The organism is Herbivorax alkaliphila (assembly GCF_030848475.1).
Lineage (GTDB): Bacteria > Bacillota > Clostridia > Acetivibrionales > Acetivibrionaceae > Herbivorax.
In genome coordinates, this window is record NZ_JAVDDS010000013.1 from 1 (window position 1) to 20,212 (window position 20,212).

Consider the following 20,212-nt stretch of genomic DNA (forward strand, 5'->3'; position numbering starts at 1 on the left):
TATACTACCACATGTTTTTTTCTTTGTCAACACTTTTTTTTATTTTTGTAATGTTTATTATTCCCTTTGTACTGCTTTGTCTCTTCTCGCGTCGACAGCTATTTGATTATAACACCATAAATAAATAAAAGTCAATAGGTTTTTTAATTTTTTTTAATGGTTTTTGCTGGATAAACGCATATCCTAAGTGGTCACTGATATTTGGCTACCATTAGTACAGTTTAGAACTTCCACTACAATATATTTTTTAGCTTCTCCAAGTCTTCATAATAAATGCTTTTAAGTTTTCTATTATAAATAATACTTGCCGGATGGTAGAGCGGAAACAAATTATACTTTTTTTCTTCAATTAAAATATCTTTAAGGTTTCCATGAACCTGACCAATCTTAATTTGCATATCCCCTAAAACGGCTCTTAGAGGAACATTCCCAAGCGAAACAATAATTTCAGGCTGAATAATACTTATTTCATTAAGTAGATATTTTCTGTTTTCTCTAACATCCTTATTGGTAGATGGTTTATTAGATACCCTTCCTGTCTCTGGGTTTACCTTTGACAACCTATATTTTATTACATTAGTTATATATATGTCACTTCTATCAATACCTAATATATCTAAAAATTCACTTAGGTTCTTCCCTGCTGCACCCACAAATGGCTTTTTTTTAAGCACCTCATCTTTCCCAGGTGCTTCACCTATCAATAACAGCTTAGAATCAACACTGCCATCTCCCAAAACAATTTCCCTTTCATTAAATACACTTTTATATGTATCGTATAAAATATTTAACTGTTCTGATTTTGACATATGATATCCAACCTTTGTTTAACTTTTTTAAAATCTTCCCACATTAAAACCTTTTTAGACTCATCTCTTAAAAGTGCTGCCGGATGAAAAACAGGCATAATCCAGTACCCTTTTCTTTCAATCCAATTACCTCTAATCTTTGTTATCCTAGCATCTTTATCTATTATATGTCTCATAGCAGTAGCACCTAAACATACTATTATTTTAGGTTTTACCAAGAAAACTTGATTCCTTAAGTAAGGCAAACAGGTCCTTGCTTCATCATCATTGGGAACTCTGTTTCTAGGAGGTCTGCACTTCACTATATTGGTAACATAATACTGATCTTCCTTAATTCTTAATGCTTCCAACAGCAAATCAAAAAGCTTGCCTGCTCGTCCCACAAATGGTGTTCCCTGAATATCCTCCTGCTCTCCCGGCCCTTCACCAATAAACATTAAGGAAGCATTTCTGTTTCCCTTTTCTATTACTATGTTTTTTCTTGTATCACCTAAAATGCACTTCTTACAGTTAGTACATTCCATTATTAGTTCTTCCCAATTATACATAATCACTAAACCCCTGTCATGTCTGGTTCCCAAATAAGCTTGTGAAGCTGCAATTGAAATCGAACATTTAATCTGTCTTCAAGTATCCACCTTACTATTTTAGCATAATCAACTTTGCCAAAAACAGGCGAAAATGTTAAAACTCCTTTTTTATGATACTTGAAAATAATATCTTTAGACCATTCATAATCAGCTCTGTCTTCAATTACAAATTTTATTTCATCTTTTTCTTCAAGAAATTCAAAGTTATTTAACACCATTTTTTCACTACATCTTGAAGAAGGTGTTTTAATATCTAACACAAAGGAGTACTTTCTATTTAAAAGATCCAAACATTCAAGTTTAACAGAACCATTTGTTTCAATGGAAACAATATAACCCTCTAACATTTTTAAAAGTTTGTCTAAATCCTTTTGTAAAAGAGGTTCTCCCCCTGTCAAACATACTCTGTTATAATGAAACTTTTTTATTTTTTTCATTATACTCTCCGGTGTCATGTCTATTCCATCATTATATGAATATGTTGTATCACAGTAACTACATCTTAAATTACAACCTGTGAATCGAACAAAAATTGTTGGAAAACCAGAAGATAAACTCTCACCTTGAATGCTTAAAAAAATCTCATTTACTTTCACACTTTCCCACTCCCATTATTCCATATCTTTTCTGTCAATGGTTATAAAGGATGTGGGCGTTTCCCATAAAACAAGTTTTTCAAGAACAGGGTCTAGTTTTGATATCTTTTTTAAAATTTCATCCCACAACCATAGTCCAATCATTTCGCAAGTCGGATTAAACTCAAACAACTCATTTAGATATTTATGATCTATTTTTGAAAGAATTTCATCTTCTATAATGCTATCTAAATCATGAAAATCAATTACAAACCCCTTCTCGTCAGGTGTTCCCTTTAATGTGATTTCCAATTTATAAGTATGACCATGTATATTTTTACACTTTCCTTGATAATCTTTTAAATGATGAGCACTATCAAAGGTAAATACCTTGCTAATACCAATCTTACCAATTTTCATAAACATATTCCTTTCAACCTGTTAATCTATTATTAATAAACTTTTTTAGCATATTCAACAGTATCTACAATTCCAGCTTCCTTAAAACCCCTTAGTCTCAAAGAACAACTGTCACAAACTCCACAGGCTTTTTCGCCTCCCTTATAACAGCTTGTAGTCAAATGAATAGGTGCATTATTCTCACAGGCCAATTTTATTATTTCTGCTTTTGAAAGCTCAATAATAGGCGTTAGAATTTTTATCGGTTTCCCATTCACGCCTCCCTTTGTTCCAACTTTTATTACATTTCTAAAAGCTTCAATAAATTCCGGCCTGCAATCAGGATATCCACTATAATCAACAGCATTAACACCTATGTATATAGCCTCTGCACCAACAGCTTCAGCATAACCTACTGCATAACTTAAAAAAATAATATTTCTAGCTGGAACGTAAGTCACAGGAATATTGGGTAGACCCTGATAGTCAGGAACTTCTATATCCTGATCTGTCAATGCACTCCCGCCTACATTTCCAGTCTTTATAATCTTGTGTGGCTTTATCGAATAATATTCCACTACATTTTTAGCACTTAAAATTTCTTTATGGTGCTTTTGACCATAATCAAAAGATAAAGGATATGCCTCATAGCCTTCTTTTATTGCAACTGACAAACATGTTGTGCTATCCAATCCACCTGAAAGCAAAACTACAGCTCTACTCATATAATTCTCCCACCTATATTCGGATTTTTCAAAAAATTTACTATTACTCATAAATTTCCTCGTTTGTTGCAGCTATAAGTATATCATATAGCAACAACAGCTGCAATCAAGATAATAAGTTCTTTATGCCCACATCTTCATTTTTTTAAATAATAGTAACAACATCCAATAGCCCCATTTAATTGAGGAAAAGAAGGAACAACTACCCGTTTAAAGTCAAGCTCTGTTTTTATATATTTGACAAAAGCTTTATTCTTTGCAACTCCTCCCGTTATAACAATAGAGTCTTCTGGAAATCTTTCTATTAGTGGTCTTATCCTCTTAAAAAGAGAATAGTTGACACCCGCACCTAACTGCTCTATAGAATATCCTTCAGATATTTTCCCTATGAGTTCTGACTCACCAAAAACAGCACATGTTGAATTCAATTGAACTGGATCTTTAAAATACTCAACTAATTCCTCAACACTTATTTCCATAACAACAGCCATATTTTCAAGATACCTTCCACACGATGCGGCACACTTATCGTTTAACATCATATCCACCATTTTGCCGCCTTTTATAGACATAACTTTGCTATCTTGCCCACCAATATCTACTAAAGTAAAATCATGAAGTTTTGTTTGCCACATAGCACCGTATGCATGAGCCTTTAACTCTAAAATAACTTCTGCATTTTCTACATTAACGTTGTTTCTTCCATATCCAGTACTGATGATTTTATCAAACTCACCTAAATTCAAGCTGTCAAAGTCTATGGCAACTTTACCACCTTTAACAAAACAGCAATTTTTATAAAAAAAAGATGTACTAAATATTTTATTTTCAGCAATATTATTTCCTTCAAAAACTACAATTTTAACAGACCTACTACCTAAGTCTATACCTATAATTCTCATATTTCCACCCTTTTACTACTATTTAGCCAATCATGTCTATAAATGACTCTATTCTAAGTTTTGTCCTCGAATCTAAACTCCCAGGTCTGTCGCCTTCTAACGTTAGCACTGGAATGTCTAAGTTTTTTCTTATAACAATATCCTCAATTCCCCTAAAACAAAATGCCTGGGTATAATGTATAACGCCATCTATTTTCCTCTTTTTTATCTGGTTCTTTATATCTTCAAGCCTTGTATATATGTCATAAGGATAAGTAAAATTTTTATAGGTTTCAACAACATCATCTATACCAATAGAATCCGCCATGGTAAATTGTCTTTGAACCTCATTATAAACTATCCTTCCATCTAATGTCTCTACAAAATCATATAAATCAGAAATTATTGGTGGAACACCAATATAACCTATTCTCACCTTTTCATGAAATTCATCTCTTTTTTCAATTTGTAATATTTCAGCCTCTAATTTAGATTTAAATACATTGTAATCGCCATTAAAGTCGCTACTTGAAACCTGCCATATATGGTTTTCCAGTCCACTTGCCTTATTATATTTCCATGTTAACTCATCTAAATACACAAGTTTTTTTCTTATATTGTCTAACTTTTTCTTTATATGTACACACTGCTCTATATTTATTCCAAAATAATTGCACAAATTTAATATTTCAGATTTTAGTAAGTTATAGTCTCTTGAATTTGGATAAGAAAAAGGAACGCTTTTAACTCCATTTAATTCAAGCACCTCTCTAAGTGCCCTAGTATTTGAACAGTCCCCCTCAACAACACCTATTATCATATCAAGATCTGCACTGCTCATTATACACGAGTACATACCTTTTATCCATGCACATGAATTTCTGGGAAAGCCGATTTTTTCAGCATTTTCCAAAAGTTTTTCGGCATTACGTTCATTCACGAAAATATTGTTTATATCTACAGGCTTACAGTCTGCAGCAAATACCGTTTCCACAGGTATACTTGTTGTAAAACCTACTTTTTTCAAAAAAACACTCCTTAAAATTTCATCTTATTTTAAGTCTCCACTTCTATAATGCGAAGTTGCTCTTATAATTATAATACACAAATAAAAAGCTTTAAAGCTTTTTTATTAAAAAAATAACTGCTGCAAACTAACTTGTTTAGTATGCAACAGTACCAAATATATTATTTGCTTTTAAATATTTTTTAAACTCCTCTAAGCCTTGTGAAAAAATTATTTTTTGGGTTTTCAATTTCCTCAGGAATATCACTTGCTCTATTTATTGAATATGGATTAAAACTCGATGTTATAATGCGGCCGCTTTTATCCACCTCTAATATTGCATGATGAAGAAAATCATTACGCATGTAATATCTCATGTCAATAAATGTATATCGAGTTATTCCACCTATTAATTGTCTGTTTACATGAAATACAGGGGTAAACTCAGCAAAAAATTTACCAACACTTGAATCTGAAACTGTTTCTAAAAGTTCATCCTGTATCTTATTTAACTTTTCTATAATCTTTATATTTCGTCTAAAAATATTCTTTTCTCCAAATATACTGCATGTATCTTCTTCAAGTATAAAATGCCACCTAAATAATCCCGTCATTGCAGGAACTAGAAAAATTTCTTCAGAGCCTTTTTTAAACTTCTTTTTTAAATGTTTGAACACACACATTCTCATAACAACCCTAGACAAAAGGTAAACTAAAAAGCTAATAATAAACACCTTTTGAACAACTCCAGAAGTAAATATATATCCTAACATGGAAATTAAAAATATAGGGTCAAATACGAGAAGCAATCCAAAAGAATATTTTTTGTTAATAAATGGCCATAATAGTTTTGCACCATAAGAATTAAATAAGTCGAAAAAAGTGTGGGAAATTCCTCCCAACAAAGCCCAGAACACAAGACTCATAAAACTAGCATTTGAATAAAAAGAATTTAGTAAAAATGCTATAAATACTGAAGAAGTCAAAAGTCCTATTATCGAATGAGTAACACCTCTGTGATTTTTTAAATATGAACAATCTCCCCACTTTTGGAACACTATGTCAATATCTGGGAAAACTGAACCAACAACCACAGCTGCTGTAGCTGCATCAGTTACAGATATCTCATTACCTGTAACCTTCGATAAAGTCATACCAATGACTCCATGGGTAATCGGATCCATCAATCATCCTCCTGTTTACTACTTACATGTTTTTTTAAATACATCAAATATTATACCACTATTTTTTTCAAAAGTCATGAGAAATATATCTCAATTTAAGAAAATATATCCGGATTTAAGAAAATTAGTTATCCCCCATTAATGTTCCTGTTTTCAAATAGATTAATTAAAATTATTATTTATTATATCTCTAGTTTTTGATTCATCATTTATATAATAATATTGATTATTAATATATTCAGAATGCCCTGGTAGCGTAAAGACCTTTAACTCATCTATATTAATATCTTTTATTACATTTAAATAATAGTTAACATCAGCCAGCTCTATATTTGTAGTTACATTATTTTTAATAATAAAAAAAATATCATTTGCCTTATGAAAATACTTAAGTTTTAATTTTTGATTTATAAATTCACCTATAAACTTTTGCTGTGCTTTTATTCTCCCTATATCGCCATCCTCATAACCCTCTCCTGCTCTATTTCCTTTTCTATACCTTAAATATTTTTCTGCTTTTTCTCCATCTAAAATTTGCTTTCCTTTATCAATTCGAATATAAAGATTTTGATATGGATCATCATATTCCATATTAAATGGTACGTCTATTTCCACTCCTCCTAATAAATCAATTATCTCCCTAAAACCTTCAAAATTCATTGTCAAATAATAGTGAACAGGCATATCAGTTAGCTCTTCTACTTTTTCAATAATTTTTGACTCTCCCCCCAGCCCAATAAGAGCATTTATTTTTAATGTTCTTCCACTATTTAATTTAATCATAGTATCTCTTGCTATTGATAACATGTTAATATTTCCATTTTGGGGCTGGAAATTTATTAATGTAATTCCATCTGACCTTTTTTCAGATTCATCCAGCCCCATTAAGAGTAGATTTATGTACTCCGGGTAATCTTCTTTTTCTCCAAAAATATCTCGCATAATTTGTGTTTTTTCATAATTATTTGTTCTTTCTCTTTTGAAATTTGTTTTACTATTTTCATCAAAATTATAGAGTGTAAAAATTCCCTCAAAGAACAAAACAAAAGAAAACACTATACAAATATAAAAAATATTTCTTCTAAAACGCATATTTCCACCTATTTTTATTACCATCCATCTCCCATCGTCCAAAACCTTTTAAATTATCGAGATTTTGTCCTTAAGAAACAGACATATTAATAATAATTATCTTTTAGTTAGTATGTGTTTATTATTCTTTTTAATACGAGATAAGTGGATAAACTACATTTAAAGACTAAAGTTTTTGAAACCTCTCCACTGCTTCTTCAGTGTTTTCTCTGCTTCCAAAAGCAGTTAGTCTGAAATACCCTTCTCCGCTAGGTCCAAAACCCGAACCTGGAGTTCCAACAATATTAACCTCATTTAATAATTTGTCAAAAAACTGCCAAGAAGTTAAGTTATTTGGAGTTTTAAGCCATATATAAGGGGCATTTACACCTCCAAAAACTTTAAGCCCGGCTTTTTCTAAACCTTCCTTTATAATGCGAGCATTTGTCATATAATAATTAATGGTTTCCTTTATTTGCTTTTGTCCCTCCGGAGTATATAAAGCTTCTGCACCTTTTTGAATAACATATGGCACACCGTTAAACTTTGTTGTCTGCCTTCTGTTCCAGAATTTATTCACCTGATAAGGTTCTCCACTTTCAGTATATGCAACCAACTCTTTTGGAACAACGGTATATGCACACCTTGTTCCTGTAAATCCAGCCGTCTTTGAAAAGCTTTTAAATTCAATTGCAACTTCTTTTGCCCCTTCTATTTCATATACACTGTGAGGAACATCCTCTTCTCTGATAAATGCCTCATAAGCAGAATCATACAAAATTATTGACTTGTTTTTTCTTGCATAGTCAATCCATTTTTTCACTTCCCCTTTTGTAAGTGTCGTCCCTGTGGGGTTATTTGGTAAACACAAATATATTAAATCTACTTTTTTATCAGGAATTTTAGGGTTAAAATTATTTTCAGCATTACATACAAGATATGTTATTTTCTCAAAATGTCCAGTATCTTTAAAATCTCCTGTCCTCCCAGCCATAACATTGCTGTCTACATAAACAGGATATACTGGATCTGTAACAGCCACTATATTATCTACCCCAAATATTTCTTGTATATTTGAACTGTCACTTTTTGAACCATCACTTATAAATATTTCATCTGTTTCAAATTTTATGCCACGAGAACTATAATCATTCTCAATTATTTTTTCTGCTAAAAACTGATACCCTTGCTCAGGACCGTAGCCTTTAAATGTCTCAGCATCAGCCATCTCATCAACAGCCTGATGTAGTTTTTCAATAACAGCAGGGGCAAGTGGCTTTGTAACATCTCCTATACCTAACTTGATTATCCCCGCATCAGGATTTTCTTTTTTAAAATTGTTTACTCTCTTAGAAATTTCTGCAAATAAATAACTTCCTTGAAGTTTTAAATAATTCTCATTAATTTTTGCCATGTCTCATCTTCCTTCCTTTATATTATTCTAAGACTTCACCTGAAGCCTCGATGTTTAGCTTTATCTAAACGAGTTCACTCTTTTAAATATTCATCTTGTTCTAAAACCTCACCTCTTATAAGGTTAATCTTGTCCAAACACCCCATCAAACACTTTTGTCGCACCTCCAGTTAGGTAAATATGATTATCATCTTCATTCCACTCAACTATGAGCTCGCCTCCTAAGAGCCTTATGTTTGCTTTTCTTTCAGAAATATCGTTTAGTGCTGAGGCTACCAAAACAGCACAAGCTCCAGTACCACATGCTAAAGTTTCTCCAGCACCTCTTTCCCAAACTCTCATTTTAAGGGTAGATCGGTCGATTACTTCAACAAACTCTGCATTAATTCTATTTGGAAAAAGTTTATGCGTTTCTATCAAAGAACCAACTTTTTTAAGTGGAAAATTTTCAACATCATCAACATATGTTACTGCATGAGGATTCCCCATAGATACACATGTAATTTTATACTGGCTTCCATCAATATAAACAGGTTCCTGTACAAAGAGCTTTTTATCACTTGTAACAGGAATTTTAGAAGGTTCAAAAATTGGCTCACCCATATCAACTTTAACCAATTCAACTACATCATTCTTTGTCTTAAGTTCAAGCACTTTAATTCCTGCCAAAGTTTCAATACTTACAACTTCCTTGTCTGTCAAACGGTTGTCGTAAACATACTTACCCACACACCTTATTGCATTACCACACATTTCTGCTTCTGACCCATCTGAATTAAACATTCTCATTTTAAAATCCGCTATATCAGATGGCATTATAAGTACCAATCCATCTGACCCTATTCCAAAATTTCTGTCGCTAACTGTTTTGGCAATTTCCGAAGGATTATTTACCTTCTCCAAAAAGCAATTTACATATACATAATCATTTCCCAATCCGTGCATTTTTGTGAATTTCATATTTGCAACCTCCAAACTTAAAACTTGCACTTTTCTTATTTTTAATTATATCACACTCATCTCATATTACAACTAAAATAATTAATTTTTTTTAAAAAAATTGTTTTTATTAAATTTCCATTTTAACTACATGCCTATTTTCTCAACGCTTTTATCCAGTTTAATTTTTAGTTTTCCCCTTTAAATATATGCTTTTTCCATTTAATATTAAATTAATTAGCATATTAGTAAAGGAATTTTCTGTCTGCATTTTTTACAAGTTACTAATATTTAAGTTGCATTTTTCGTTTGACTCAATGCATATCAACCATTAAATGCAACTTAGGTTTTTCAATAACTAACATCCCTCATTATTAAATGGTGTATGCAATAAACTTGAAGAAAGATATTCCATAAAAGAAACACAAGTTACTTAGTTAAGATGTATTAAATGGGTGCATGTTATTTAAGTGAATGAAAATATGGAAGAAACATTGTTTTTTACCTTTAACATATACTAAATTATAAATTGCATTTACACACCATAACTGCTATAATAAATCTACAAACCAAGCAAATTCACCTTTAAAATGCTGGTTTTTTAGTTCTTTTTTGTAATTAATAGTAAATTGACTTGAAAGGAATGTGAAAGGTTTCAATGAATACAACATCTCATATGGAGTTTATTAGATCCAGCGGAATATCTTTTATGTATTTTTATGCATTAGTGTTTTTTATTGTTGGTTTATTCCTTTTTATGGCAATTAAAAAGGGTGCTTTAAAAGTTCATCCCGATAATACAAAAGTCCATCTATTTGCCCTTTTAACTATTGGATTTATATTGCGTCTAATATTGGCTCCTGTTATTGAGGGTTTTTCTTCAGATATATCTTGTTTTCAATCTTGGGCTCAGCATGCAGCAAATGATTTGCCCAATATATATAATTTAGATATTTTTATGGACTATCCACCATTTTATTTGTATATTCTTGCAATCATAGGTAAGGTTGTTGATATTTTTAATATCGATTATGGCTCTTCTGCACATATGCTTTTAATAAAACTTCCTTCTATTATTGCCGATGTTGTAACTGCTTACATAATATTTAAACTAGCATATAAAGAACTCAAACCAGAATTCAGCCTGCTTTTGTCAGGATTATTTTTGTTTAACCCTGCAATCCTTATTAATTCTACATTGTGGGGACAGGTTGATTCATTTTTCATGTTAATGGTTATAATATTCCTAATGTTTATAAAAGCTGAAAAAAAGCCAGAAGCCACTGCTGCTTTAGCAGCTGCAACTCTTATGAAGCCACATGGGGTTTTTTTCATCCCAATTCTTATATATGAGTTATGTATTGAATTGTTTAGAAGAAAAAATATAAAAAATTTTTTAATGTCTGTAGTATACGGACTAATAACATGTATAGTTATTCTTCTGCCATTTTCTTTTACCCAACATCCTCTGTGGATTTTTGACCTTTTCTTAGAAACCAGTGAAGGCTATAAACACGCATCATTAAATGCTTTTAATTTCTTTGCACTATTAGGTCAAAATCTCACAAAAGACACTGAAACTTTCTTTATATTTAGCTACAACATATGGGGGCATATATTCTTTGGGATAATATGCTTTGTCATAACTCCATTTTTTTACTTTAAATCCAAGAGCTCAAACGTCCTATATTTAGCTTCACTTATACAGACAATAGGTATTTTTGTATTCTGGTCTAGAATGCATGAAAGGTATATGTATCCTGCTGTTGCGTTGGCACTTATTGCTTTTATTTATATAAAAGATATAAGACTTATGGGGATTTTTGCCCTGTCGTCTTTGACAATATTTGTGAATTGTCAAATAGTTTTAGAGAGAATGATGGCAATCGGAAACCCTCATATTCCACCAGACAATACAATACTTCTTATAGTGTCTTTTCTAAATGTTATGCTTTTTGCATTTCTTCTTTGGACATCTATAGATATTGTATTGAGAAATAAATTGATTTTTGCAGATCTTAAATTTAATAAAAATAATAAATCATCAAAAAAGATAAAAAGGAATAAAAAACGCTGATTTATTACGATATAAAATATAGTATTAATTTTTTTAATATAGTTAAATTTTATTACAAACTATCGCGGGGGTGCTTAAAAGGTGTCAAAAAAAAATTTTAAATTTTTTTTAATAGCAATTGTATTTTGTATGTATATTGCATCTTCTAATGGGTTTGCCCAAACAGAAAATCTTTTAGAAAATCCAACTTTTGAACTATCAGAAAAAGATGCTGAATTTTGGGATATATATACTTGGTTTGATGGTTCTGAAACAACTGAATTTGGCCTTGATGAAACTGTAAATCATACTGATTCAAGAAGTGCTTACATTAAAAATATTTCTTCAAACGATGCAAGGTATATTCAACATATTCCTGTAAAAGGAAATACCCTTTACAAATTTTCCTGCTGGATTAAAACAGAAAATGTGTCTGATGATTCTATAGGAGCAAATCTCTCAATATTATATACTCACACTCATTCTCGCAGCATTACAGGAACAACCGAGGATTGGGAATATGTTGAGTTTTATGGTAAAACCAGCCCGAATCAAGAGACAGTGACTCTTTCACTTTCTTTAGGCGGGCACAATAATTTAAGCACAGGAAAAGCCTGGTTTGACAATGTGGAAATGGTTGAGATAGATGATTTGCCTTCTGGCAGCACCGCCTTGAATTTAGATCCAGATAATTTATCCCAGTCGGATGCTACAGACGAAAACGGTGATGGTGTTTTTTCTAAAATTCTTTTAATTATTTTAGCTTTTACAATACTGGGCTATATTGCTTTTATTATTTATCAATCAAAAAAATCTACTAAAGATGATAACAGTCAAAAAAATCTTTCAAAAACAAAAAAATCGAAAAAAAACACTAAAAAAACTGGTGTTCCAGATAAACTTGAAATTTTTAAAGTACAATTTGATATAAAAGACTTGATAATAATGGTTGTTATGACAGTTATTTATTTATTTATTGCCCTTTACAACCTTGGTGATTTAGAAGCTCCCACCACTTCTTGGAAGTCTTCTTCACCAGGAGAGAATTTCACCATTGACCTTGGAAAAGATGCAACTTTATCGAGAGTATATTATTTTACAGGTTTAGGCGGTGGCAATATTCATGTGGAGTATTTGGACGAAGACCAAACATTTTCCAGTCTTGTCACCATCGAAAAAGAACATCCTGGTGACACTTTTAAATGGGATTATGAGATTGTACAATCAGTCACTACCCGCAAACTTAGATTTACTTTTGAAAGCTCCAATATAACTTTAAATGAAATCGCAATAGTTGAAAGAGAAAGCGAGGAACCTTTGCCAAACATAACAATAGTGGACAAGGATGTTAACCCTCAAAATGAAGGCAACTTAGATAATCTTTTTGATGAGCAAGACAAATTTGTCTACAGACCCTCTTTTATGAACAGTATGTATTTAGATGAAATATACCATGGTCGAACAGCCTTTGAACACGTACACGCAATATATCCTTACGAAACAACTCATCCTCCTTTAGGAAAAGTATTTATGTCATTAGGTGTACTTATTTTTGGAATGGTGCCTTTTGGATGGAGAATCATGGGAACTCTTTTTGGTGCTGCTATGATTCCAGCTATGTATGCTTTTGGTAAAAAAGTTTTCCATAGCAGATTTTTTGCATTTTCCGCGGCTTTTCTTATAATGTTTGATTTAATGCATTTTGCACAAACCCGGATAGCAACTATAGATAGTTATGTTACATTCTTTGTAATACTCATGTACTATTATATGTATGATTATTTTGTAAACAAATCCTATGCATTAGGATTTAAAACCTCTTTAAAACCATTGTTTTTAAGTGGTCTATTTTTTGGGTTTGGAGCTGCAAGTAAGTGGATTGCTTTTTATGGTGCAGCTGGACTTGCACTGCTATTTTTCATCAACAAATCCATAGAATACAAAGACTACTGGCAACTATCTCAGAAAAAACAGAGAAAGCCTGACTGGTTTTACAAATACAAACCTTTGCATTTATATGGAACCATGGGGCTTTGTGTAATATTCTTTGTTATAATACCGGGAATAATATATTCACTTTCATATATTCCCCTTGTTCGAGTTCCTAGCGTAGATGGTTTTGGAATAGTCATAGATAATTTTAAAGAAATGCTAAGCTACCACTCCGGCTTAGAAGCTGATCACGTGTATGAATCTCCTTGGTGGGAATGGCCTTTTATGACAACCCCTATGGCCTTTTATTTTGGAAACGGTCTTCCTAGTGGAGTTGTATCTAGAATTTACACATTGGGGAATCCTGCTATTTGGTGGACTGGAATAGTGGCATTTGTGTCAATTACAGTTATGTCTCTTACAAAGGTTACAAAACCCATTATACTATTATTTATTCTCTCAGTATTTTCTTTTGGCTATATCTCTATACCGGAAGACTTTATTCCTTCAGCTATTTGGATTATGTTTTTTATATTATTAACATCATCAGTGCTTATATTTTCTAACTTTGGTAAAAAACTTGTTATTTCTTCCATAGCTTCTGCAGGTATATTCTCTACAATTGTATATACTTTTAGTGGTGTTGAAAAAACTCGAGACTACTACACAAGTTCTAATGTACAGACATTGATGTGGATGTTCATGCTCACAGCTATAGCCATTTTATTAATCGGACTGTTTAAATTTGACCGAAAATTTTTCCCAATAGTTGTAGCTATGATTTTTCAGTACGTTCCATGGGTAGGCGTTCCCAGATGTACATTTATATATCACTATTTTACCATAGTACCATTTTTAATATTATGTATTTTGTATGTAATTAAGAAAATTACAGATAAATGGCCCAATTTTAAATACTTTACCTATATTTATTTAACATTGGTTTTAATAACTTTCATACTGTTTTATCCAATTGTTTCAGGTATGCATATAAATGATTCTTATTTAAATCTTATAAATTGGGTTTGGAATTTTTAAAATAACTGCTTTGGAGGGAAAAACATGCATGATAAAATAATTTGCTCAGTAGTAGTTCCTCTTTACAATGAAGAAGAAGTTCTTCTAGAGACATATAAAAGACTAAAAAAAGTTATGGACTCGTTAAAAGATTCTTATGAAATTATATTTGTTAACGATGGCAGCAGGGACAAAACTGCACCTATGGCATATGAAATATGTGCTAATGACAAAAAGATTAAACTAATTGATTTTGCAAGAAACTTTGGACATCAAACTGCTATCACTGCGGGTATGGACTATTCTGAAGGACAGGCTATTGTGGTTATAGATGCAGATTTACAAGATCCTCCAGAACTAATTCCAAAAATGCTGAAAAAGTGGAAAGAAGGCTACGACGTTGTGTATGGAAAAAGACTCGCAAGAAAAGGCGAAACTTTTTTTAAAAAGTTTACAGCTAAACTATTCTATCGTTTTTTAAGGAGAATGACTGAAGTGGAAATACCTGTAGATACCGGAGATTTTAGATTAATTGATAGAAAAGTTGCAGAAGCTCTCAAGCTTGTTAATGAGCGTAGCAGATATATACGTGGAATAATAAGCTGGCTTGGTTTTAAACAAATAGGAATTGAATTTAACAGGGATAAACGTTTTGCTGGCGAAACCAAGTATCCTTTAAAAAAGATGTTCAAGTTTGCTTTCGATGCCATAACATCTTTTTCATATAAACCTTTAAAATTGGCATCATACACAGGCTTTCTATTATCTTTTTGTAGCTTTATATACCTTTTAGTTGTACTTTATACAAAACTTTTTTCATCTGAAATTACACAGCCTGGCTGGGCCTCTACGCTGGCTGTAAACCTGTTTTTTAACGGTATTACACTTATGATACTTGGTATAATCGGAGAGTATATAGGAAGAATCTATGACGAAGCAAAAGGCAGACCTTTATACATTATAAGACAGACTAAAAACTTCTCTGAAGATAAGTCAAATAAGATAACAATGAGATAAGCATTCATCCGTTACCTTAAAAGGATAACGGTTTTCTGCTAAGTCTTTATAAAAAAACTCCACCTTACGGGGTGGAGTTTTAAAGTGAATAAAAAAAGCCTTGTACACTACTTAATGCAGTTATACAAGGCTTTTTGGTGGAGGGAGATGGATTCGAACCATCGAAGTCGTTGACAACAGATTTACAGTCTGCTCCCTTTGGCCACTCGGGAACCCCTCCATATGGAGCTGGTGGACGGACTCGAACCCCCGACCTGCTGATTACAAGTCAGCTGCTCTACCAACTGAGCTACACCAGCTTATTAAGTTTTAATGGCGACCCGGAAGGGACTCGAACCCTCGACCTCCAGCGTGACAGGCTGGCATTCTAACCAACTGAACTACCGGGCCATATTAGACCTGCTAACTGATCTGTCAGCGATAATTTGCTTCTGACAGATCAGCTACTTATAACAGGTTATTCTGGTGACCCATAGGGGACTCGAACCCCTGTTACCGCCGTGAAAGGGCGGTGTCTTAACCGCTTGACCAATGGGCCATATTAAATATAAATAGCAACCTTTTCTCTGTCTCTATAAACATAATGTTTTTTTACCGACAAAATATATTGTAACTACATCTGCACAAAAAGTCAAGCAAAAAACCAAACTTTTTTAAAATTTTTTTTAAGTTCTTCAAAACCTACTAGTTAGAGGCTTTCCACCATAATAAAAAAAGACCCTGCATTAACATTGTCTGCAAAATCTTTTTTGGTGAGCCATGAAGGAATCGAACCTTCGACAGCTTGATTAAAAGTCAAGTGCTCTACCGACTGAGCTAATGGCCCACATGTTTTTGTCGCACAATTATGTATTCTACAGCAAGACACTTCCTCTTGTCAACTATTTTTTTAAAATTGGGTGCATAAATTAAAGGTCAAGGACAATCTTTCTTACATATTTTTTCACTTAAAAAACATACACCCTTTAAAAACTCAAAAGGGTGTATGTTTTTTTGACTCCTTGCGACTCGGCTCACTCTACGAGCTCTTAAGTTCAATAACTCCTGTTTCACCATTTACTTTGACTATCTGTCCATCTTTTAACATAGAAGTAGCCTCAGCAACTCCAACTACTGCTGGAACTCCATATTCTCTTGCTACAACAGAACCATGAGATATTGGACCTCCTGTTTCCATTATCAATGCTCCTATTTTTAAGAAAAGAGGTGTCCATGCAGGATTTGTTGCGGCAGTAACCAATATATCACCTTTCTCAAGTTTTTGTCCTTGCACCGGGCTATTTAAAACCTTTATCCTACCTTCATAAACTCCTGGTGATACTGCTACCCCTGCAAAAGCATTTTCTCCTGCCTTTTCAACCACTGAATATATACTTTCACCAGTGCTGGTAATAACCCTTGGAGGCATAGGTCTATTCGTTTCTCTAATATATTCTTCTTTATTTACTTTTACTATTTCCTTAAGATCTTTTTTTGATCTAATATCCTCTATGTTTACATAAAAGACATCCATTTTATCTTCTAACCTTCCTGCCTTTACAAGTTTTTCTCCTATGTCTATCAATACAAATCTAACAATACTTAAAACCTTTGTTAAATAATATTTTGGAAGTTCTCTTAATCCAAACATTTCTCTATAATGAGTTAAAATTTTTACAATCTTCTTAGCCTTTCTTTTTCCAGCTTCTTTCTCCATATTTTCTTTTATTCTTTCTATAGCTTTTTGAGCTTCTTCTCTGTCTTTGTGAAACTTTTCCATTTCTTCATTGTAGCTTTTATTTTCAATGAATGAATTAATTAAATCTAATACATATTCAGGTTCTTCACTCCATGTTGTACTGGCTACATCTGCTTCTACATAAGAACTTTTATCTCCATATTGTTTTAAAAATTTTCTTATGTCCTTGTCTTTTTCGCTAGCTTTCATACCTTTTCCATCTAGTTTTTTAGCTATATTAAGCATACTCATACCCATTTCTGTAGTCACATTATAAGGAACGGATTTTTCTATATACTGCAAATCAGAAACATCATCTAAGTACTTTTTCATTATTTTCTCTGCTTTGTCCATATAAGTTAGAGTGATAGCTGTATAAAATGTTGCGTCCCATGCAGCTATTATGCCTCCATGGCTGTTTTTTTCAACAAAACTTAATTTTTCTTCGAGTGTTTTAAGCTTTTCTTTTTCTTTTTTAAGTTCCTCTATTTTGTTATCTCCTGAACTAAATGATCTCCTTCTTGCCTCTTTGGGATTAATAGTTGCATATATAGACTTGTAGGATGCTTCTATTAATACCTTGAACAATCTTAAATTTAACTTACTTAAAACTTTTATTCCAGCCTTACTTTTGTCCATAATCTCATCTTTATTTCTTTCTATAACTTGGATCAATGCCTTAGTAGTTAGTGGATCTTTATCATTTCTTTTATTGTTTTTAAGTTTATCTACATTTTTTTTACTTCTTAAAAGATTGGTTACATCTGCATAGGCTCTTCCTCCAAAATTATGGAACCACCATAGTTTATCCCCTTTATAATTCTTTGTTCCAAATTTATTTAATAAGTTGGCATAGGCCTGTTTTACCAGATTAAAACCCATAGGAGTAAAGGGCTCTTTCATTGACTGTGAATATAAAAATAAATTTACATATATTCTAAAATCATCCTCATTTTTTTGAGTTTTATACATTGGATAAAGTGTAGTAACAGGTCTTGTTTGAACTAAGTAGAATTTGCCCGATTCAAATGCCCATTCTACATCTTGAGGGGAATTAAAGTATTCTTCTACTTTTACTGATAGTCTGGTGAGTTCCTGTATTTCCTCGTCATTTAATGTACTAATTTCTTGCTTTTCTTTTGGAACTGGTACAAGCTCAATCCCTTTTTCTCTTCTTACTGTCTTAACTTTTTTTGTAGTTATATCTTTATTTGTCACCTTAAAAGTTTTTTTGCTTATAACCCATTGATCTGGATTTACCTCACCACCAACTATTGCCTCACCTAATCCCCAAGATGAATTGATTAATACTTCATCCCTTTTTCCATTTACAGGATTTGCAGTAAATATGATTCCAGATTTTTCTGATTTTATTAGTTTTTGCACCACTATTCCATGAGCTAAATCAGAATTTACCATATTCTGCTTTGATCTGTAGGACACTGCCCTTTCATTCCATAAAGAAGCCCAGCATTTCTTTATATATTTATAAACATCTTCTAGTCCCTTTACATTTAGATAGGTACTATACTGACCTGCAAAGGACATGCCCGGCATGTCTTCTGCTGTAGCTGAGGAGCGAATAGCTACCGTTGGACTTCCTATTTTTTTGTAAGTTTCATCAATTTCTTTTTTAATATCTTCAGGTATTTCTCCCATTTCAAAAAGATTTTTTATTTTTTTGACTGCTTTATTTATATCAGAATCATTGCATTTAACTTTATTAATAAGAACTTTAATATCTTTTTCTAAATTGTTTTTTTCTAAAAATCTCTTATATGAGTCAGTTAATACTACAAAACCTCCTGGTACAGGAAAACCTGCATCAATCATTTCTCCTAAATTTGCTGCTTTGCCTCCTCCTTTTAAAACATCATCTTTACGAATTTCTGCTATGTTACATACATATTTACCCATTTTATTTTTCTCCTTTCATTGCTTTTTCAACTTGTAAAGACAGTAGATTTATGCCTGAATCCCTCAATTTTAGGATTAAACCATATACGGCTGATATATCTGCCCTTTCTCCTGTCAAAATAGAGCTGCCATCTTTTTTGTGACTGATACTAACTCCTCCAAAATAATCTTCAATCCACAAATCAACATGTCCTTCTATACATATCCGAATTTGCCACATACACTTTCCAGAAAATGTCTCACTATTTCTCATTTCTCTCTCCTCCTACTTACAAAGGTTTTATTTAAGTGAATTTCTCTTTATGTTATTATTATAACGGAAACTTTTTAGTAAGAAACTAGACTAAAGTTAGGTTTGGTATAAAAGCTTCTATTCTGAAAGTATTTTTGCAAATAGAAGGATTACACATATATAATATGGAATAATTACACCTGTAAGGAGGGTTTAATAATGGTTAATAATTTTCTTAAAATAAAAGTCAATATTCCACCTTTAAGGCCAGGAATATTTTCGCGAAAGCAGATTATAAAATAAGTACAGACACCCCTCTGTAGAAAATGGGATTCTTGAATACATAAGTAAAATTTATCACGAGATTTGTCCCAATAAAAGACATTTAAATAAAAAAGCTATAAATTCTACCAAAGAATCTTATCAAGTTTTGATTGAGGAACTAGGTCCTCGAGAACTTGAAATATTAGACTTAATCAGCAAAGGGTTATCTAATCAAGACATATGCGAAAAACTTTTTGTTTCTTTGGGAACTGTAAAGTGGCACACCATCAATATATACGGAAAGCTAGGAGTAAAGGGAAGGACTCAGGCTATAGCCCTATCTCGAAAATCAAATATTCTTTCCTTCTAAGACTATTAAATTGAATGTTGGAATCTTACAACAATATCCCTCATTGAGCAACTGCCAAATGAGGGATAAACATGTTTCAATATTCAAACTCTATTTA

17 protein-coding genes and 5 tRNA genes are annotated in these 20,212 nt (G+C 32.2%); 4 read left to right on the forward strand and 18 right to left on the reverse strand.

The window, feature by feature from the left end:
* Window positions 1-233 precede the first annotated feature (233 nt).
* From RBH29_RS06440 to dapF, 11 genes are all read right to left on the reverse strand, one after another.
* On the reverse strand, window positions 234-809 hold the full coding sequence (locus tag RBH29_RS06440) for a uracil-DNA glycosylase (protein WP_306695952.1): 576 nt from the start codon (window positions 807-809) through the stop codon (window positions 234-236).
* On the reverse strand, window positions 788-1,357 hold the full coding sequence (locus RBH29_RS06445; protein ID WP_306695953.1) for a uracil-DNA glycosylase: 570 nt from the start codon (window positions 1,355-1,357) through the stop codon (window positions 788-790). Before RBH29_RS06445 ends, RBH29_RS06440 begins: the two co-directional genes overlap by 22 nt.
* 5 nt (window positions 1,358-1,362) lie before the next feature.
* Window positions 1,363-1,995: a radical SAM protein gene (locus RBH29_RS06450; protein WP_306695954.1), complete on the reverse strand. Its 633-nt coding sequence runs from the start codon at window positions 1,993-1,995 to the stop codon at window positions 1,363-1,365.
* 15 nt (window positions 1,996-2,010) lie between these two features.
* Complete coding sequence (gene queD, locus RBH29_RS06455) at window positions 2,011-2,394, reverse strand: 6-carboxytetrahydropterin synthase QueD (protein WP_306695955.1); 384 nt, start codon at window positions 2,392-2,394, stop codon at window positions 2,011-2,013.
* A gap of 32 nt (window positions 2,395-2,426) precedes the next feature.
* Window positions 2,427-3,098 carry a 7-cyano-7-deazaguanine synthase QueC gene (gene queC, locus RBH29_RS06460; protein ID WP_306696019.1) on the reverse strand — a complete coding sequence of 224 codons (672 nt, stop codon included), beginning with the start codon at window positions 3,096-3,098 and terminating at the stop codon, window positions 2,427-2,429.
* 137 nt (window positions 3,099-3,235) lie between these two features.
* Entirely contained in the window at window positions 3,236-4,000 is a 765-nt protein-coding gene (locus tag RBH29_RS06465) for an acyl-CoA dehydratase activase (RefSeq protein WP_306695956.1), read from the reverse strand.
* 22 nt (window positions 4,001-4,022) lie between these two features.
* Window positions 4,023-5,006, reverse strand: coding sequence for a 2-hydroxyacyl-CoA dehydratase family protein (locus RBH29_RS06470; protein WP_306695957.1), 984 nt, complete (start codon window positions 5,004-5,006; stop codon window positions 4,023-4,025).
* 182 nt (window positions 5,007-5,188) lie between these two features.
* Window positions 5,189-6,169, reverse strand: a complete 981-nt coding sequence (locus RBH29_RS06475) for a metal-dependent hydrolase (protein WP_306695958.1) — start codon at window positions 6,167-6,169, stop codon at window positions 5,189-5,191.
* Between the two features lie 162 nt (window positions 6,170-6,331).
* The gene (locus RBH29_RS06480) at window positions 6,332-7,261 is read right to left on the reverse strand and encodes an LCP family protein (protein ID WP_306695959.1); all 930 of its coding nucleotides are present in this window, start codon (window positions 7,259-7,261) and stop codon (window positions 6,332-6,334) included.
* 166 nt (window positions 7,262-7,427) lie between these two features.
* Window positions 7,428-8,654: an LL-diaminopimelate aminotransferase gene (locus tag RBH29_RS06485; RefSeq protein WP_306695960.1), complete on the reverse strand. Its 1,227-nt coding sequence runs from the start codon at window positions 8,652-8,654 to the stop codon at window positions 7,428-7,430.
* A 123-nt stretch (window positions 8,655-8,777) separates the two neighbouring features.
* A complete protein-coding gene (gene dapF / locus RBH29_RS06490) occupies window positions 8,778-9,614 on the reverse strand; it encodes a diaminopimelate epimerase (RefSeq protein ID WP_306695961.1) in 837 nt (278 codons plus the stop codon).
* A gap of 655 nt (window positions 9,615-10,269) precedes the next feature.
* On the opposite strand from dapF, the gene RBH29_RS06495 reads away from it, so the two are divergent.
* From RBH29_RS06495 to RBH29_RS06505, 3 genes are all read left to right on the forward strand, one after another.
* The gene (locus RBH29_RS06495) at window positions 10,270-11,670 is read left to right on the forward strand and encodes a glycosyltransferase 87 family protein (RefSeq protein ID WP_306695962.1); all 1,401 of its coding nucleotides are present in this window, start codon (window positions 10,270-10,272) and stop codon (window positions 11,668-11,670) included.
* Window positions 11,671-11,751: 81 nt separating this feature from the next.
* Entirely contained in the window at window positions 11,752-14,619 is a 2,868-nt protein-coding gene (locus tag RBH29_RS06500) for a glycosyltransferase family 39 protein (RefSeq protein WP_306695963.1), read from the forward strand.
* Between the two features lie 24 nt (window positions 14,620-14,643).
* On the forward strand, window positions 14,644-15,615 hold the full coding sequence (locus RBH29_RS06505; protein WP_306695964.1) for a glycosyltransferase family 2 protein: 972 nt from the start codon (window positions 14,644-14,646) through the stop codon (window positions 15,613-15,615).
* 135 nt (window positions 15,616-15,750) lie between these two features.
* Here RBH29_RS06505 and RBH29_RS06510 read toward each other — a convergent pair.
* The 7 genes from RBH29_RS06510 to RBH29_RS06540 all read right to left on the reverse strand — a co-directional run bounded on the left by RBH29_RS06510 (window position 15,751) and on the right by RBH29_RS06540 (window position 19,502).
* A tRNA-Tyr gene (locus RBH29_RS06510) sits at window positions 15,751-15,835 on the reverse strand.
* 3 nt (window positions 15,836-15,838) lie between these two features.
* A tRNA-Thr gene (locus tag RBH29_RS06515) sits at window positions 15,839-15,914 on the reverse strand.
* Between the two features lie 14 nt (window positions 15,915-15,928).
* Window positions 15,929-16,005, reverse strand: a tRNA-Asp gene (locus RBH29_RS06520).
* Window positions 16,006-16,078: 73 nt separating this feature from the next.
* A tRNA-Glu gene (locus RBH29_RS06525) sits at window positions 16,079-16,153 on the reverse strand.
* Between the two features lie 212 nt (window positions 16,154-16,365).
* Window positions 16,366-16,441: transfer RNA gene (locus RBH29_RS06530), tRNA-Lys, on the reverse strand.
* Window positions 16,442-16,633: 192 nt separating this feature from the next.
* Window positions 16,634-19,249 carry a PEP/pyruvate-binding domain-containing protein gene (locus RBH29_RS06535; RefSeq protein ID WP_306695965.1) on the reverse strand — a complete coding sequence of 872 codons (2,616 nt, stop codon included), beginning with the start codon at window positions 19,247-19,249 and terminating at the stop codon, window positions 16,634-16,636.
* A 1-nt stretch (window position 19,250) separates the two neighbouring features.
* Complete coding sequence (locus RBH29_RS06540) at window positions 19,251-19,502, reverse strand: hypothetical protein (RefSeq protein ID WP_306695966.1); 252 nt, start codon at window positions 19,500-19,502, stop codon at window positions 19,251-19,253.
* A gap of 409 nt (window positions 19,503-19,911) precedes the next feature.
* On the opposite strand from RBH29_RS06540, the gene RBH29_RS06545 reads away from it, so the two are divergent.
* Entirely contained in the window at window positions 19,912-20,115 is a 204-nt protein-coding gene (locus tag RBH29_RS06545; protein WP_306695967.1) for a response regulator transcription factor, read from the forward strand.
* Window positions 20,116-20,212: the final 97 nt, after the last annotated feature.

Bases quoted from the DNA above. Each gene is read 5' to 3' on its own strand.
- RBH29_RS06505 (WP_306695964.1), top strand. From the start codon at position 14,644: ATGCATGATAAAATAATTTGCTCAGTAGTAGTTCCTCTTTACAATGAA.
- RBH29_RS06465 (WP_306695956.1), bottom strand. From the start codon at position 4,000: ATGAGAATTATAGGTATAGACTTAGGTAGTAGGTCTGTTAAAATTGTA.
- RBH29_RS06440 (WP_306695952.1), bottom strand. From the start codon at position 809: ATGTCAAAATCAGAACAGTTAAATATTTTATACGATACATATAAAAGT.
- RBH29_RS06475 (WP_306695958.1), bottom strand. From the start codon at position 6,169: ATGGATCCGATTACCCATGGAGTCATTGGTATGACTTTATCGAAGGTT.
- RBH29_RS06535 (WP_306695965.1), bottom strand. From the start codon at position 19,249: ATGGGTAAATATGTATGTAACATAGCAGAAATTCGTAAAGATGATGTT.
- RBH29_RS06445 (WP_306695953.1), bottom strand. From the start codon at position 1,357: ATGTATAATTGGGAAGAACTAATAATGGAATGTACTAACTGTAAGAAG.
- RBH29_RS06540 (WP_306695966.1), bottom strand. From the start codon at position 19,502: ATGAGAAATAGTGAGACATTTTCTGGAAAGTGTATGTGGCAAATTCGG.
- queC (WP_306696019.1), bottom strand. From the start codon at position 3,098: ATGAGTAGAGCTGTAGTTTTGCTTTCAGGTGGATTGGATAGCACAACA.
- dapF (WP_306695961.1), bottom strand. From the start codon at position 9,614: ATGAAATTCACAAAAATGCACGGATTGGGAAATGATTATGTATATGTA.
- RBH29_RS06480 (WP_306695959.1), bottom strand. From the start codon at position 7,261: ATGCGTTTTAGAAGAAATATTTTTTATATTTGTATAGTGTTTTCTTTT.
- RBH29_RS06495 (WP_306695962.1), top strand. From the start codon at position 10,270: ATGGAGTTTATTAGATCCAGCGGAATATCTTTTATGTATTTTTATGCA.
- RBH29_RS06485 (WP_306695960.1), bottom strand. From the start codon at position 8,654: ATGGCAAAAATTAATGAGAATTATTTAAAACTTCAAGGAAGTTATTTA.
- queD (WP_306695955.1), bottom strand. From the start codon at position 2,394: ATGAAAATTGGTAAGATTGGTATTAGCAAGGTATTTACCTTTGATAGT.